Here is an 18158-nt window from a genome sequence, read left to right as displayed (position 1 = left end):
GAACCAGAGGAACGAGACGATGCAACCGAATGAAGAGTTGATGCAGGATTTGCAGCAGGAAGCACAACAAGACGGCCCGGTATTCGCCGTGGACGACTGGAAAAGCCGCATCATCAAGGGCCGCGCGTGCGGCGCCGACGTGCAGCCGCCCGCGTGGCTCGACGCGTCGTACGCGACGCTGCGCGAGCAGGTGATGCATCCGCAGTATCCGTGCTTCTTCGGCACGATCGCCGAGCGGCGCGGCGAGATGTTCTATTCGTTCGTGAACGGCAAGGACATCGGCGATCTGCCCGCCACCATGCAGACCTTCGCGGAACTGGCCTCGTTGCCGCAGTATCGCAAGAACAATATCGCCGTGTTTTTCGAGCCCGACGCCACGCCGCTCTCGCACGACACCTATCACGAGCTTTTCTGGCACGCGCTGCAACAACTGCACAACGTAGACCCCGACCCTGAAGCTGATCAGCAGCCCGAACCATCGGACGAATCGTGGGAGTTCTCATTCGCGGGCGTGCAGATGTTCGTGGTGTGCGCGTGCCCGTCGTTCTCGCTGCGCCACAGCCGCAATCTTGGGCCCGGCATGGTGCTGCTGTTCCAGCCGCGCAGCGTGTTCGTGGACACCATCACCAACAAGGTGATCGGCCGCGAAGCGCGCAACCAGGTGCGCAAGCGCCTCGAAACCTGGGACGATACGCCCGCGCATCCGGACCTCGGCTTTTACGGCGATCCGGGCAACCTCGAATGGAAGCAGTATTTCCTCGACGACCACAACGTGCGGGCCGCCGATGTTTGCCCATTCCTCAAGCGCAAAGCACGCGAAGCGGGCGTGCGTCCGCTCGCCACGCAGCAGGTGCGCGAGCCCGAAACCGAACCGCAGCCTGCCGCGATCATGACGCCCACGCCTGAAACGTCCACGCCCGCTCCGGCAAGCGCCGATCTCGCGGCCATCGCCCGCAACTACGCGAGCCTGCCAGCGGATAAACGCGCAACGTTTCGTGCGCGTCTGCGCGAGCGCGGTCTGAGCGGCAAGGCGCTGCCCATCGTGCCGCTTGCGGGGCGCACCCAGCGCTTCGCGCTGTCGCCCGCGCAGGAGCGGCTGTGGTTCCTCTGGCAACTGAATCCTGATGATGCCGGCTACAACATCGCCGGTGCGCTGCGGCTCGAGGGCGCGCTCGATGTCGAGCGCTTGCGCGCGGCGCTCGATCATGTGGTCGCGCGTCATGAGGCGCTGCGCACGCGCTTTGAAGAAAGCGATGGTCAGGTCGTGCAGATCGTCGGCGGAGTGAATTACGCGTGGTCGGAAGTCGACCTTGACGGCACCCACCCGCAGGACTGCGTCGAGCAGCGCCTTCAGACGCTTTCGCTCGCGCCGTTCGACCTCACGCGTGGACCGCTCCTGCGCGTCGCGTTGCTGCGCGACGCGACTGCAAGCGAGACGCACGTACTGCACGTCGCGCTCTACCACATCGTCGCGGATCACGCATCGGTGAAACTGCTGCTCGACGAATTCGTGGCGGCCTATGGCGAACTGGCGGCGGGCCGCGCGCCAAGCGCGTCCGCGCTGGCCGTGCAATACGGCGACATCGCGGCGTGGCAGCAGGAGTGGGCCGACGATGGCGAGCGCGAAGCCGATCTGCACTACTGGACCACGCAGCTAGGCGACACGCCTGCCGCGCTCGATCTGCCGATGACGAAGCCGCGCGGCGGCATTCGCAACGTGCCGGGCGCGCGCGCGAGCCTCGACCTCGACGCGGCCGCCACGCGCGCGCTCAAGGCGTTCGCCGCCGCACAGCGCACCACCTTGCCGACGCTGTTGCTCGCGGCCTACGCCGTGCTGCTCGCGCGTTACACGGGGCAAAAGGATCTGCGCATCGGCATGCCGGTCTCGGGCCGCAATCGCATGGAGACCGAACCCTTGATCGGTTTCTTCGTCAACACGCTGGTGATGCGCGCCGATCTGGCGGGCGTGCCGGATTTCGCCACGCTGCTCGAACGCCTGCATCAGACCGTGCTCGATGCCCATCGCCACGACAGCATGCCGTTCGCGCAACTCGTCGAAGCTTTGCATCCCGAACGTAATGCGGGCCAGACGCCGCTGTTCCAGGTGATGTTCAACCATACGCGTGCGCAGCGCGTGGCGTTCGATGTCGCGGGCCTGCACGTGAGCGAGTTGAGCACCGATCTGCCGACTGCGCGCTTCGACCTCGTACTCAACACGGTCGAGCGCGAGGACGGCCTGCGTCTCGCGTTCAACTACGCCGCCGATCTGTTCGAATCCGCGATCGTCGAACAGATGCTCGGCCATCTCGCGCAGATTCTCGCGCAAGGCACGCAACGCACGCAGCAGCCGCTTGCGCAGATCGAACTGACAAACGCAGCGCCTCGCGAACGGGTCGATCTCACAAGCGACACTGAGATATTCGAAGCCGTCGGCGCGCGCTTCAGCCGCCGCGCCGCTACCCAGCCTCAGGCCAACGCCGTGCATTGCGAAGGCGAGCATCTGAGCTACGGCGAACTGGAGCGCTGGAGCGCGAACATCGCGGCGCGTCTGCGCGCGCAAGGCGTTGTAGCGGACCAGCGCATCGGCTTGTGTGTGGAGCGCTCGGCGGCGCTGGTGGCGGGCGTGCTCGGCGTGCTGAAGTCGGGCGCGGCCTTCGTGCCGCTCGATCCCGCTTACCCGCTCGAACGCCTGGCCGCCATGCTCGACGATGCCGATATCGGCTGCGTGCTCGCCGACGCTACCGGCGCGGCGCGTCTGGGTGCATTGCTGCAAGGGCGCGTGACGCTCGACATCGCGTTGCTCGCGCACGAAGTCAGCGAGGTCAGCCACACAACAGCCAGCGCGATCCATCCCGAACAACTCGCCTACGTGATCTACACGTCGGGTTCGACGGGGCGTCCCAAGGGCGTGGCGATCACGCACGGCACGCTCGCGCGCCACCTCGACGATTTCATCGGCACCTATTCGATCAGCGAGCACGACAAGCAACTGCAATCGTCGACGATCAACTTCGACGTCGCGTTGCACGAGATGCTGCCCGCGCTGCTGATGGGTGGTCAGATCGAGATGCGCGGCCCGCAACTCTGGGATCCGGAGACCACGAGCCGTCATCTGATCGAACAGCAGGTCACGTTCGCGCGCATTCCCACCGCCTACTGGCAGCAATGGCTGCGCGAGCCGCCGCCCGCCGACGCGCTCGCGGCGCTGCGCCAGATCACCGTCGGCGGCGAGGGCTTGCCCGGCGACGCGCTGCGCCAGTGGCGCAGCGGCCCGCTTGGCCATATCCGCCTCGACAACCTCTACGGCCCGACCGAAACCACCATCGCGTGCATGTTCCGCGAGACGCGCGAAGCGGACTGCGCGCAAGCCATCGTCACGATCGGCGGGCCGTATCCCTCGCGCACCGTGCGCGTGTGCGACGCCGACGGCAACGAAGCGCCGGTGGGTGCGCTCGGCGAGCTGTGCATCGGCGGGCTCACGCTCGCGCGCGGCTATCTGGGCCGCGCTGTGCTCACGGCCGAGCGCTTCGTGCCCGATTCTCACGGCGCGCCCGGCAGCCGCCTCTATCGCACGGGCGATCTGTGCCGCCGCCGTCTGGACGGCAGCATCGATTTTCTCGGTCGCCTCGACCAGCAGGTCAAGCTGCGCGGCCATCGCATCGAGCTGGGCGAAATCGAAGCCGTGCTGCGCGAGGCGCCTGGCGTCGAAGCCGCGGCCGCCGCGCTGCGTGGCGAGGGCGAGGCGAAGCGGCTGGTGGGCTACGTGGTGGGCGACGCCGACGACATGGCCGTGCGTCGACTGCTGCAAAGCCGCCTGCCAGGCTACATGGTGCCTTCGGCGCTGGTGTGGCTCGACCATCTGCCGACGATGCAGAACGGCAAGCTCGACCGCAATGCGCTGCCCGAGCCGGGCCAGGACGCCGCGCGCCGCCGCACCGCGCCGCGCAGCCAGACCGAAGTGACGCTGCTCGCGATCTGGCAAGCCGTGCTGGGTCGCGACGACCTGGGCGTGACCGACAACTTCTTCGACGTGGGCGGCCATTCGCTGCTGATGATGCGCGTGGCCTCGCGCGTGCGCGAAGCGCTCGATCATGCGGTCTCGCTGCGCACGCTCTTTCTCAATCCCGTGCTCGCCGATCTCGCGGCGCAACTCGATGCCGATGGCGGCTCGACGCAAGGCATCGACGCCATCGTTCCGCGCGAACCCGGCGCGCGCATTCCGCTCACCGAAGGCCAGCAGCGCCTGTGGTTCCTCTGGAAGCTCGATCCCGCGAGCGCGGCTTATACGATTTCCGGCGCGGTCGCGCTCACGGGCACGCTCGATCGCGCGGCCGTGCGCCGCGCGCTCGATGCGCTGGTCGCGCGTCACGAGACGCTGCGCACGCGCTTCGAGGAACACGCGGGCGAAGCCTGGCAGCGCGTGGATGAGGAGGGCAGCTACGACTGGCGCGAGGAACAACTCGCACACGCCGACGAACGCGACGCGCGCCTGAAGGCACTCACGCGTCTGCCGTTCGATCTCGAACGCGGTCCGATGCTGCGCGTGAGCTTGCTTACGCTGCCTGAAGCACAACACGCCGATGAAACCGTGCTGCACTTCGCGATGCCGCACATCGTCTCCGACGCGTGGTCGCAAGCCACGCTGCTGCGCGAATTCGCACAAGGCTACGCGGCCGCGCTGCGCGGCGCAGCGCCCGCGTTCGCGCCGCTGCCGGTGCAGTTCGGCGACTACGCGCTTTGGCAGCAGGCGCGCCGCGACGCACAGGCACGCGTTGCCCAGATCGACTACTGGACCCGCGAACTCGGCGGCGATGAAGGCGCGCAACCCTTGCTTGCGTTGCCCGCCGACCGTACCCGCAGCGGTGCGCGCAGCAGCGCGGGCGCCACGCTGCGCCGCACGCTCGACCCCGCGCTGGTGCAAGCGATCGACGACGGCGCGCGCGCGCAGGGCGCCACGCGCTTCATGAGCTTGCTGGCGGCGTTCGGTTCGCTGCTGCAAGGCTATAGCGGCCAGCAGGATGTGCGCGTGGGCGTGCCGGTCGCCGGGCGCGAACGGCTCGAAACCGAAGCGCTGATCGGCTTCTTCGTGAACACGCTCGTGATCCGCATGAGCACGCCGCGCCACGCGCCGTTCAGCGCGCTGCTCGACGAAGTGCGCGAACGCATGGTGGGCGCGCACGCGCATGCCGACGTGCCGTTCGCCACGCTGGTGGAGCGTCTGCAACCGCAGCGCAGCGTCGCGCATACGCCGCTGTTCCAGGCGATGTTCAACTATGTCGATGAAGCTGGCAAGGACGGCGCGCACGCTGCGCCGTTCACGCTGCCGGGCCTCACTGTACGCACGCTCGCAGGCACGGCGGCATCCGCACAGGTCGATCTCGCGCTCGACGTGACGGCCCGGCCGGACGGCGTCAAACTCGCGCTCACGTACGCGACCGACATCTTCGATCCCGCGACCGTCGAGCGCTTGTTCGACAGCTATATCGGCGTGCTGCAACAGATCGCGCGCAAGCGTGAAACGCGCAGCCCCGCGCTGCTCGACGATGCCGAACGCGCGCGTCTCGTCGCGCTGGGCCGCAACCCGCGCCGCTATGCGCAGGCCGCGAGCGCGCATCGCCTGATCGAGCGCCAGGCGGCCACCACGCCGCACGCGGTGGCGCTCCAATGCGGCGACACCACGTTGACCTACGCCGAACTCGATGCGCGCGCGAACCGCCTCGCGCATCGGCTGATAAAGCTCGGCGTCGTGGCGGAAACGAAAGTGGGCGTGTGTGTGGAGCGCTCGACCGACATGGTCGCGGCGCTGCTCGCGGTGTTCAAGGCGGGCGGCGCGTATGTGCCGCTCGATCCGTCGATGCCGGCGGCGCGGCGCGCGTTCATGGCCACCGATAGCGGCGTGCGCGTGCTCATCACGCAAAGCCATCTGGCGGAAGAGGGCGAAGCGACATCGCTGGAACGTCTCGAACTCGACCGCGTCGATCTCGCCGATGAACCCGCGCATCGTCCGCTCGTGGAGGTGAAGGGCGAGCAACTGGCCTACGTGATCTACACCTCGGGTTCGACCGGTACGCCCAAGGGCGTGATGGTCACGCATCACGCGCTCGGCCATTTCCTGCAAGCGATGCGCGAAGCGCCGGGTTTGGCCGCCGACGATGTGCTCGTGGCCGTCACTTCGCTCTCGTTCGATATCGCGGCGCTCGAACTCTATCTGCCGCTCACGGTGGGGGCGCGCGTCGTGATCGCGCCGCGCGAGACCGTGCGCGACGGCGCAGCGCTCGCACGGCTCGTCGAGACCTCGGGCGCGACCGCGCTGCAATCGACGCCAGCGGGCTGGCGGCTGCTGCGCGCGGGCGGCTGGCCTGCGCAGGCGCCCCAGCGCTTCAAGGCGCTGTGCGGCGGCGAGGCCTTGCAGGCGGATCTCGCGCGCGATCTGCTCGCCATCGGCGCGGGTGTGACGCTGTGGAATATGTATGGCCCGACCGAAACCACGATCTGGTCGGCGGCAGGCGAGGTGACGGACGCAGCGCCCGTGATCGGTGCGCCTATCTCGGGCACGCAGCTTTATGTGCTCGACGCGAATCTCGATCTCGCGCCTGCGAACGTGGCGGGCGAACTCTTTATCGGCGGCGTGGGGCTGGCGCGCGGCTATCTCGGCCGTGGCGATCTGAGCGCGGCGCAGTTCGTGCCGGACCCGTTTGCAGCGGCTCAGCACGGTAGCGGCGCACGCCTCTATCGCACCGGCGATCTTGCGAAGTGGCGCAACGATGGCCGCCTCGAATATCTGGGGCGCGCCGATCATCAGGTGAAGATTCGCGGCTTCCGGATCGAACCGGGCGAAATCGAAGCGCAACTGCTCGCGCATGCCGACGTGCGCGAGGCGATTGTGATCGCGCTGGACGATGCGCAGGGCGCGCGGCTCGTCGCCTATGTCGCGCCGCATGCGAGCGCGCTTGCGCACGAGGAAGCCGACGCCGCCGCGTTCGGCGCAGCGCTGCGCGAACAGCTTGCGCGCACGCTGCCCGACTACATGGTGCCTGCGGCGGTGGTCGTGCTCGCACGCCTGCCGCTGAACACCAACGGCAAGGTCGATCGCCACGCGCTGCCCGCACCTGTCGCCGTAACAGGCGCGTGGGCAGCGCCGCAAGGCGAAGTCGAAACGCAACTCGCCGAAGTCTGGCAAAGCCTGCTGGGCGTCGAACGCGTGGGTCGCCGCGATCACTTCTTCGCGCTGGGCGGGCAGTCGCTGCTCGCGCTGCGCATGACGGCGGCGTTGCGCGACGTGTGGCGCGTCGAGGTGCCTGTACGGCTCGTATTCGGCACGCCTGTGCTTGCGGATCTCGCGCGCGAGCTTGGCGCGTTGCTCGGCTCGCAGGTGCATTCGGGCGAGAACGAAAGCAGCGCGAGCGTCGCCACGATTCCCGCGCGTGCGCCTGGTACGGACGCCGTGCCGCTCTCGCCCGCGCAGGAGCGCTTGTGGTTCTTCGCGCGCCTCAACCCGCACAGCGCGGCCTACAACCTGCCGGGCGCGGTGCGCCTCGAAGGCGTGCTCGACCGCGCGGCAGTACAAGGCGCGCTCGCGGCCCTGGTCGCGCGCCACGAAAGCCTGCGCACGCGCTTTGTGGAAGCCGACGGCGAAGCCACGCAGCGTTTCGATGCGCCCGCACCCGCGCTTAGCGTGCTCGACTTCGAGGACGTGCCGCCTGCGCAACAGGCGCAACGTATCGCCGACACGCTGCAATCGATCTCGCGCGCGCCGTTCGATCTGAGCGCCGGCCCGCTGTTGCGCGTTACCTTGATCCGTCTGGCCGAATGCGATCACGTGCTGCATGTGGTCACGCATCACCTCGTCTCCGATGCGTGGTCGAATCAGATCGTGCTGGATGAGTTCTCGCGCGCCTATGCGGAGCACGTTGACGGCGCGCTGCCTGCGCTCGCGCCGCTCGCTCGCCAATACGCCGACTACGCGCTCTGGCAGCGCAGCGAAGCGCAAAGCGCGCGCGCCGAGGCCGATCTCGCCTTCTGGCGCACGCGCCTCGCGGGCGAACGCGTTGCGCTCGAACTGCCGTTCGACCGTCGCCCGGGCGCGACGCGCAGCCAGGCGGGCGGGCGCGTCGGCGTCACGCTGGCGGGCGCAACCGACGAGGCGCTGCACGCGCTCGCGCGCCGTCACGACACGACCAGCGTGGCCGTGCTGCTCGCGGCCTTCGACATGCTGCTCGCGCGCTACAGCGGCCAGCGTGACATTCGCGTGGGCGTGCCCGCGACGGGGCGCGATCGCCTCGACACCCAGCGCATGATCGGCTTCGTCGTCAACACGCTGGTCGTGCGTAGCGAACTCGATGGACTCGCCGACGTGGGCGCGCTCGTGCGCCACGTGAGCGAGCGCCTCGTTGAAGCGCAGGCGCATCAGCAGGTGCCGTTCGCGCGCGTGGTGGACGCGCTGAGTCCCGATCGCAGCCTCACGCATACGCCGCTCTTCAGCGTGATGTTCAACTACGACCACGGCACGCAAGGCGACGGCCTCAGCCTGCCGGGCCTGCGCGCCTCGCGTCTGGAAACCTCGACGGGCACCGCGCGTTTCGATCTCGTGCTGAACGCGCGCGCGACGGACCAGGGCACGGCGCTGGCCTTCACCTATGCGCGTGACGTGTTCGACGGCGCGACGGCGGCACGCCTGCTGGGCGACTACGTGGCGATGCTCGAACAGATTGTCGCCGATGCGAACACGCCGCTGGCGGCGCTCCAACTTGCACCGGCGCTGACAAAGCGCGCCGCCGATCCGTTGCGTGCGCATCCTTTTGCGGCGGTGGGCGCACGCATCGCCGCGCGCGCACGGACACAGCCGCAGGCGAACGCGCTGCACTGCGAGGGCGAGCGCCTCACCTATGGCGAACTCGACGCGTGGTCGGCGCGGATCGCGCGCGCCTTGCAGCAGCGCGGCGCGGGTGCGGAACAGCGCATTGGCTTGTGCCTCACGCGCTCGGCGGGGCTGGTGGCGGCGCTTGTTGGCGTGCTGCGCTCGGGCGCGGCCTTCGTGCCGCTCGATCCCGCCTATCCGGCCGAACGCTTGCGCACGATGATCGACGAGGCGCAACTGGCGTGCGTGCTCGCCGACGCGCAGACGCTCGACGCCTGTGGTTCGCTTTTCACGGATCGCGACACGATCGATATCGCCGCACTGCGCGAGGCTTCGAGCGACCCAACCACGCACGACGCCGACGCCGCGATCCACCCCGACCAACTGGCCTACGTGATCTACACCTCGGGCTCGGCGGGGCGGCCGAAGGGCGTGGCCGTGAGCCACGACGCGCTCAGCCGCCATCTCGACGATTTCATCGCCGCTTATGGCATCGACGACCGCGACACGCAACTGCAATCGTCGACGATCAATTTCGACGTGGCGCTGCATGAAATGCTGCCCGCGCTGATGCAAGGCGGCCAGGTGGAAATGCGCGGCCCGCAGTTGTGGGACGTGCCGACCACGAACCGTCATCTCAAGGAAGGCCGCGTGAGCTTCGCGCGCATTCCCACGGCCTACTGGCAGCAATGGCTGCGTACGCCGCCGCCGCGCGAGGATCTGGCCGCGCTGCGCCAGATCACCGTGGGCGGCGAGGGCTTGCCCGGCGACGCGCTCACGCAATGGCGTGCGGGACCGCTCGCGCATATCCGCCTCGACAATCTCTACGGCCCGACCGAAACCACGGTTGCGTGCATGTATCGCGAGACGCGCGCGGAAGACGGTGCGCAGACCATCGTGTCGATCGGCGAGCCGTATGCCTCGCGCTGTGTCTACGTGATGGATCGCGACGGCAATGAATTGCCGGTGGGCGCGCTCGGCGAGTTGTGCATCGGCGGGCTGACGCTCGCGCGCGGCTATCTCGGCCGGCCCGGCCTCACGGCGGGGAGCTTCGTGCCCGATCCGCGCCGGCCGGGCGCACGTCTCTATCGCAGCGGCGATCTGTGCCGCCGCCGCGCCGATGGCAGCATCGACTTTCTCGGCCGTCTGGATCAGCAGGTGAAACTGCGTGGCTTCCGTATCGAGTTGGGCGAGATCGAGGCGGTGCTGCGCGAGGCGCCGGGCGTCGAGGCGAGCGCCGTAGCGCTGCATGGCGAAGGCGACGCGAAGCGGCTGGTCGGCTACGTTGTGGGCGCGACGGACGAAGGCGCGCTGCGCCGCGTGCTCGAAAGCCGTTTGCCCGCCTATATGGTGCCCGCCGCGCTGGTGCGGCTCGACCGCCTGCCGTTGATGCAAAACGGCAAGCTCGATCGCGCCGCGCTGCCCGCGCCGCAGGCGAACGTTGCGGCCGCAACCGTTGCGCCGGGCACGCCGCTGGAGGCGCGTCTGCTGCGCATCTGGCAGGACGTGCTGCCTGATACGCGAGGCGCGATCGGCGTCACGGACGACTTTTTCGCGTCGGGCGGTCATTCGCTGCTGGCGCTCAAGGTGCTCGCGCGAGCGCGTGAGCAGGGTTTGCCGGGACTCACGCTCGAAGCACTGTTCCAGCACGCGACGGTGCGTGCGCTGGCGGCGCATATCGAGTCGACGGACGTGGCGCACGGCGAGGCGCTTGCGTCGAACATCGTTGCGCTTTCACCGCGCACCGATCTGCCGCGCGTGTTCGCGCTGCACGCGGCGTCCGGGCTCGTGGCCGATTACCAGCCGCTGGCGGAGGCGCTCGACGGCGTGGCGAGCGTCCACGGCGTGCAGGCGCCGTTCTACACCGAGTCCTGGTGGCCAGGCGATCTCGCGCAACTGGCCGCCGAATACGCGGCGCGGATTCGACGCGTGCAGCCGCATGGGCCGTATCGGCTGATCGGCTGGTCGGTGGGCGGTCTGCTTGCCACGGAAGTGGCGCGCGCGCTTGCCGCGGGCGGCGCACAGGTGGCCTTCGTCGGCCTGATCGACGCCTACGTGCCGCACGAGCGCGACGCCGCGCCCGACGACGCGTTCATTAGCGCCGATGCGATGCGTGCGTATCGCGCGAGCGATGCCGAACTGCGGGCGCTGCTCGACGGTACGCAGCGCGAATGGACGCTGCCTGGTGGCCTCGACGATGAGGAAACGCGCGCGCTGCTCGGCAAGGTGCTGCTGTTCCAACGGCATCTGGGACATATCGTGCGAGCGGCCCGTGATGGACGCGACGCGCTGACGCCAGTCGATCTGACGCTCTGGTGGGCGAGCCAGCGTGCCGATGCTTCGAAAGAGGGAGCAGCGGCATGGCAGGCGCGCGTCACGGGCCGAGTCGTTCAGGCTGGATCGATTGACGCCGATCACCAGACGATCGTGCGGCATCGCGACCTGTTCGACGCACTGGGCCGCGAACTGGCCGCGAGCGTCGCGCAAACAACATGGATGGAGGTGACGCGATGAACGCGCCGCTACGTATCAATGCATTCGCGCCGCAAGGGGCGCGGGATGAAGCCGCCGTCATCGAAGGCGGCGACGCCGTGCCCACGCGTGGCCTTGCGGCGCGCCTGCGCGCACTCGCGCAGCTACGGGCCACGGCCACGGCGCTCGTTACGGTCGACGCGCAGGGCGACACGCGCTACGACTACGCGCAACTCGACCGCCGCGCGAGCGCGCTGGCGGCGCGCTTCGCGCAGGACGGCGCGGCGGGCGAACGCGCGCTGATCCTGATGGATAGCGGCGTCGATTACGTGAGCGCGTTCTTCGGTTGTCTTTATGCAGGCGTGGTGGCGGTGCCGGTCTATCCGCCGGAATCGCGTCGCGAACAGCACCTGGCGCGACTGCGCGGCATCGCCCGCGATGCAGGCGTGCGCTACGTGCTGACCACGGCCGCACTGCGCGAGCGTGACGCCGATGCGTACGACTTGCTCGCGCCCGGCGCGACGGTCGTGGCCGTCGATGCGCTGAACGACACGCCGCATGAAATTGCGCTGCATCCCGTGCGCGATAGCGACATCGCTTTCCTGCAATACACGTCCGGCTCCACAGGCACGCCCAAGGGTGTGATGGTCAGTCACGGCAATCTGCTCGCCAACGAGATCGCAATCCAGTCAGGACTCGGCGTGCGCGACGACGATGTGTTCGTGAGCTGGCTGCCGCTCTATCACGACATGGGGCTGATCGGCAGTCTGCTGCAACCCGTGTTCAGCGGCATCCCGCTCGTGCTGATGTCGCCGCAATACTTTCTGGAGCGGCCATTGCGTTGGCTCGATGCGATCGCGCGCCATCGCGGCACGATTTCGGGCGCGCCCGATTTCGCGTATCGCCTGTGCGCCGAGCGTCTGAACGACGACGCGCTCGCGAAGCTCGATCTCTCGAGCTGGCGGCTTGCGTTTTCGGGCTCGGAGCCGGTGCGGCGCGACACGCTCGATGCGTTCGTCGAGCGCTTTGCGCAAGCCGGCTTCGACGCCGCAGCGCTCTATCCGTGTTATGGCCTTGCCGAAGCGACGCTCTTCGTCACGGGCGGCGTGCGCGGCGCGGGACTCGTTTCGCATGCGTTCAGCAGTGCTTGCTTGTCGGCGGGGCGTGCAGTGGCTGCGCATGCTAACGAGCCGGCTACGGTGCTGGTGGGCTGCGGCGCGGTGCAGGACGCGCATCGTGTCGCCATCGTCGCGCGCGAGGGCGGGGCGATCCTCGAAGACGGCTGTATCGGCGAGATTCACGTCAGTGGTCCTAGCGTTGCGTGCGGATACTGGCACCGCGCTGATGCGAGTGCGCAAACTTTCCGTGATGATTCGCATGCCGAATCGAATGGTGTCGACGCAAACCGCTGGCTGCGCACGGGCGATCTTGGCTTCGTGCACGACGGGCAGCTCTATATCGCGGGCCGCGTGAAGGATCTCGTGATCGTGCGCGGGCGCAATCTCTATCCGCAGGATGTCGAGCAGGCGGTCGAGGCGCACTGCGAGTTCGCGCGCAAAGGCCGCGTGATCGCGTTTGGCGCGCAATTGGGCGGCGACGAGACGCTCGGCCTCGCGCTGGAAATCGCGCCGCGCATGAAAAAGCGCTTCACGGCCGCGCAGATCGTCGAAGCATTGCGCCGTTGCGCGTTCGAGGCTTGCGGCGAGACGCCCGCCGCTATCGTGCTGCTCAACCCGGGTGCGCTGCCGAAAACCTCCAGCGGCAAACTCCAGCGCGCCGCTGTGCGCGACGGCTGGCGCGAGCGTACGCTCGACCTTTACGCGCTCTGGGAGCAGGGCGCGTTTGTGATCGGCGGTGAGAGCGGCGAGGGTGCTGTGGCACGCGAAGGCGCGACGCTCGACGCTCGTGAAAGCGCGCTGGCTGCGCTTTGGTGCGAGGCGCTCGATACGCAAGCGGTGTTGTTGCCCGACGCGCATTTCTTCGCGAGCGGCGGCAGTTCGCTGAGCGCGGCGCGCCTCGTGGCGCTGATTGCCGAACGCCTTGGCCGTCGCATCGAGATCGCACAGATTTTCGAAACGCCGACGCTCGCGGCGATGGCCGCCGCGCTCGATCAAGCGGTGACGGCACATGACGCGCGAGACGAAGCGCCCATCGAACCTGCCGCAGAGGCCGTGGTCTCGCACGCGCAGCAGCGTCAGTTGTTTGCGTGGCGGCTCGACCCTGAGAGCCGTGCGTATCACGTCGCGGCGGGCATCCGTCTGGACGGCGCGCTCGATCTCGATGCCTTGCGGCACAGCCTCGCGCGATTGCATGAACGCCATGCGGCGCTGCGCACGCATTTTGTCGAAGCCGACGATGAAGCGCAGATTTACGCGCCGTGTGTGGCGGATGCCGGGGCGCTCGGGTGGCAGACACTCGACCTTGGCGCAGCCTCGGACGACAGCGATGAAGCCGCGCTCCATCACTGCGCCCAGCGCTTCGCCGCCGAGCCCTTCGATTTGCTGCGCGGCCCGTTGCTGCGCGTTGGCCTGGCGCGCGCGGGCGAGGAGCGGCATTTGCTGATGCTCGTGCTGCACCACATCGCGACCGATGGCTGGTCGATGCAGTTGCTCGTCGAAGACCTGGTGGACGGCTATCGCGCCGCGCTCGACGGCACGCCGACGCCACGCCCCGCGCCGCGCATCGCTTACGCCGACTACGCCGCGTGGCAGCGCCGCTGGCTGGCGAGTGAGGCGGCGGGGCGCCAACTCGCGTATTGGCGCACGACCCTCGCCGCCGAGGTGCCGCCGCTCGCGCTGCCCTTCGATCGCGCGGCCGCCGGCGACGCTCAGGCAGATGCCGATATCGATGCGCGCGCCGCCGGACGCGTCGCCTTCACGCTGCCCGCGCGGCTCGCGCAAGCCGTGCGCGCTTGTGCGAGCCGCCATCGCGCGACGCCCTTCGTCGTGCTGCTGGCCGCGTATCACGCGTGGCTCTATCGCGCGACGGGGCAAGGCGCGATCCGCACCGGCGTACCGGTCGCGAACCGCACGCGGCCCGAAACGCACGACGTGATCGGCTTCTTCGTCAACACGATCGTCCTGCACAGCGACTGCGACGGCGCGACGACGCTCGCGGGCCTGTTCGCGCAACTGCGCCGCCGCACGCTGGACGGGCAGGCGAATCAGGCGCTGCCGTTCGATGTGCTGGTCGATCAACTGCGGCCAACGCGCGACGTGCAGCGCGGGCCGCTGTTCGAAACGAGCTTCAATTACCTGAGCGACGACTACCCGGCGCTTGCGCGTTGGCCCGGCGCGCAGGCCTCGCGCTTCGAGATCGCCGAAGCGCACGTAAAGGTGCCGCTCGCGCTCGACCTGCGCGAAACGCGCGACGGCGCGATGCGCGGCTACTTCACCTACGCGCGGGCACGCTTCGAGTCGGCCAGCGTCGAGCGCATGGCCGCGCAGTATCTGCGCGCGGTGGAAGCGTTCGCCGCCACGCTCGGCGATGCAAACGCCGACAGCGAAACGGCCACGCTAGCCAGCCTCGATTTGCTCGACGCCGACCAGCGCGCGCGCGTGACAGCGGCGAGCGTGGCCCGGCGTGCGGCGGTGGGCGAGCCGATTCACCGGCGCGTCGCGCGTCACGCGGCGCAACAGCCCGACGCGCATGCTGTCGTGGATGGCGCGCTGCGCATGAGTTACGCCGAACTGGATACGCGCGCGCAATATATCGCGCAATGGCTGCTGGCGCGCGGACTGCGGGCGGGCGAGCCGGTGGCGATCGTCGCCCATCGCTCGGCGCGCTTCGTGGTGGCGATGCTCGGCGTGCTCAAGGCGGGCGGCGCGTATGTTGCACTCGACGCGGCCAATCCGCCGCAACGCCTCGCTCAAACACTGAGCGATTGCGGCGCGCGTGTCGTGCTGAGCGAAGGTGCGATGCCCGTGTTCGATGGGGAGAACTTGCTGCACGCTCGCATCGACGAAGCTCAGCTTGAAGCGCAACGCCATGCCCCCATTGCGCTTCCCGATGTCGATCCGCAAAGCGCCGCGTACGTGATCTACACCTCGGGTTCGAGCGGCACGCCCAAGGGCGTCGTGATTACGCATGGCGCGCTCGCGAATTACACCGACGCGGTGCTCGCGCGCATCGACGCGCCGCCGCGCGCGCGCTTCGCGATGGTCTCGACGGTGGGCGCGGACCTGGGCCATACGGTGCTGTTCGGCGCGCTCGCCTCGGGCGGCGCGCTGCATCTGATCGACCGCGACACCACGCTCGACGCCGACCGCTTCGCACACACGCTGGCGAGCGCACGCATCGACGTGCTCAAGATCGTGCCGGGTCATCTGCACGCCCTGCTGCAAGCGGAGCACGCCGCCGACGCGCTGCCCGCGCATACGCTCGTGCTCGGCGGCGAGGCCACGTCGTGGGCGTTGCGCGACACCATCGCGGCGCTGCGGCCCGGCTGCCGCGTGCTCAATCACTACGGCCCGACCGAAACCACGGTGGGGATACTCACGCAGGACGCGAGCGAGGCGAATCGCGACGCGGCGACCCTGCCGCTGGGCCGCCCGCTCGACAACGCCGAGACCTGGCTGCTCGACGCCCATATGAACCCGGTGGGCGAGGGCGAGACTGGCGAACTGTACCTGGGCGGCGCGGGCGTGGCGCGCGGCTATCTGAATCGGCCCGCGCTCACGGCGGAGCGCTTCGTGCCGCATCCGTTCGCGGCGGGCGCGCGGCTCTATCGCAGCGGCGACCGCGCACGGCGTCTTGCCGACGGCAGCCTCGAATACCTGGGCCGTATCGACGATCAGGTGAAGATTCGCGGCTATCGCGTGGAGCCGGGCGAGATCGCGGCGCGCCTGAAGGCGCTCGACGGCGTGCGCGACGCCGCCGTGATTGTGGTGGCGGGCGCGCGCCTGGCGGGCTTCGCCACGCCGCAACCGGGCGTGGCGCTCGACGCGGCCGTGCTCAAGCGCGCGTTGGCGACGGCGCTGCCCGATTACATGGTGCCCTCGGTGCTGCGCGTGATCGACGCGCTGCCGCTGAACCGCAATGGCAAGCTCGACCGCCAGGCGCTCGCGGAACGGGCGCGCATCGCCGCGCCGCGCCGCGAAGCGGCGCGTGCGATGCCCGATGGGGAGACGGAAAGCGCGCTCGCAAGCTGCTGGGCGGTGCTGCTCGAAGTGCCGAACGCGGCGATTTCGCGCGACGACAACTTCTTCGCGCTTGGCGGCCATTCGCTGGCGGCGATGCGGCTGGCGTCGCGCGTGCGGTCGACGTGGTTGGTCGATTTGCCACTGCGCGAGATTTTCGCGTCGCCGACACTGTCCGCATTGGCCGCGCGCATCGACGCGTTGTGCGAAGCATCGTGCGTATCGAACGCTTCAAACGACGCGCCCCTTGAAGCGAGCGCCGATCGCACCGGCCTGCCGCTCTCGCTGATGCAGCAGCGTATCTGGGTCGTCGATCAGCTCGCGGGCAAGACGCTCGCCTCATACAACATGGCTGCGGGCCTCGATTTGCGCGGGCCGCTCGATGCCGACTTGCTGCATCGCAGCCTCGCGGCCGTGGTGGCGCGTCACGAAGTGCTGCGCTCGGCATTCGGCAGCGACGAGGACGGTGATCCCGTGCTCACGATCGCCGCCCATCTCGATGTGCCGATGCCCATGATCGAGCCGCTAGCGGGTGCGGACGATGCGGCGGGCGACGCCGGGTCCGCCGCCCCCGCCGAGGCGCGCGCGCAAGCCGTCGCGCAGGCGCTCGACGCCGCCGCGCGCCTGCCCTTCGATCTTGCGCGCGCGCCGCTCATTCGCGCGACGCTACTGCGCTTCGACGCCCAGCATCACGTGCTGATCGTGTCGCTGCATCACATCGTGGCCGATGGCGCGTCGGTGCATATCCTGCTCGACGAGTTGTGCGAGGGCTATCGCGCGCACCGTGACGGCGCGCCGCCCGCGCTCGCGTCGCTGCCCGTGCAATACGCCGATTACGCGCGCTGGCACCGCGCTCGCTTCACGCCCGAGACCTTGCGCGAGGCACAGCAATTCTGGCGCGGCTATCTCGCCGATGCGCCGCCGCTGCTCGCGCTGCCCACCGACCGCCCGCGGCCAGCCCAGGCCTCGCACGCGGGCGCGGCGCGCTACTTCCTGCTCGACGCGGCGATCGGCGCGCGCGTGCGTACGCTTGCCCGCGCGCACGGCATGACGCCGTTCGCGGTGCTGCTCGCGAGCTTCCAGCTTTTCCTGCATCGCTACACGGGAGCGGACGATCTGGTGATCGGCACCGACGTCGATGGCCGCGAGCGCAGCGAACTTGAAGCGCTGATTGGCTTCTTCGTCAACGTCGTGCCGTTGCGCTCGCGCCTCGCTGCCGAGGGTAAGCGCGCCGCGAGCTTTGCCGCGTGGCTCGACGTGGCGAAGCAGGCGGCGTGGGAAGCACTCGACCACCGCGCGCTGCCGTTCGACCGTATCGTCGACGCGCTTGCGCTCAAGCGCCGCCGCGACGCTAATCCGCTCGTGCAGACATTGTTCGTGCTGCGCGACCTGCCGCGCGAGAGCACGCGCGTGCCGGGCCTTGCGATCGAGTTGCTGCGCGCGCGCACGACGCAATCGAAGTTCGACATGGCGCTGTTCGTCGAAGCCGTGGACGGCGGCTACGAAGTCGAGTGGGTCTATGCGAGCGCGCTGTTCGACGCCGCCACCATCGAGCGCGCGTTCGACGCATGGCGCACGCTGCTCGACGCGGCAAGCGCCGAACCGCATGCACCGCTTGCGTCGCTTACGCCGCTTGCAGCGTCCCAATCTGAGCGCGCCGCGCACGCGGCGCCCTAAGCCATGAACGAGAG

The 18158-nt window shown here is 69.0% G+C and carries 2 protein-coding genes; both read left to right on the top strand.

Going from position 1 to position 18158, the window contains the following annotated elements; genetic code table 11:
* Nucleotides 1-19: 19 nt before the first annotated feature.
* Nucleotides 20-11371 carry a non-ribosomal peptide synthetase gene (locus tag U5782_RS15740; protein ID WP_322044772.1) on the top strand — a complete coding sequence of 3784 codons (11352 nt, stop codon included), beginning with the start codon at nucleotides 20-22 and terminating at the stop codon, nucleotides 11369-11371.
* The gene (locus U5782_RS15735) at nucleotides 11368-18144 is read left to right on the top strand and encodes a non-ribosomal peptide synthetase (protein WP_322044771.1); all 6777 of its coding nucleotides are present in this window, start codon (nucleotides 11368-11370) and stop codon (nucleotides 18142-18144) included. The genes U5782_RS15740 and U5782_RS15735 overlap by 4 nt, the downstream gene beginning before the upstream one ends.
* The last annotated feature ends 14 nt before the right edge of the window (nucleotides 18145-18158 follow it).

The organism is Paraburkholderia sp. J67, from assembly GCF_905220265.1.
Taxonomy (GTDB): Bacteria; Pseudomonadota; Gammaproteobacteria; order Burkholderiales; family Burkholderiaceae; genus Paraburkholderia.
This window is presented reverse-complemented; position numbering and strand designations above follow the sequence as displayed.

What these genes read in the sequence shown, in the direction of transcription:
- U5782_RS15740 (WP_322044772.1), top strand. Translation starts at nt 20, where the DNA reads ATGCAACCGAATGAAGAGTTGATGCAGGATTTGCAGCAGGAAGCACAA.
- U5782_RS15735 (WP_322044771.1), top strand. Translation starts at nt 11,368, where the DNA reads ATGAACGCGCCGCTACGTATCAATGCATTCGCGCCGCAAGGGGCGCGG.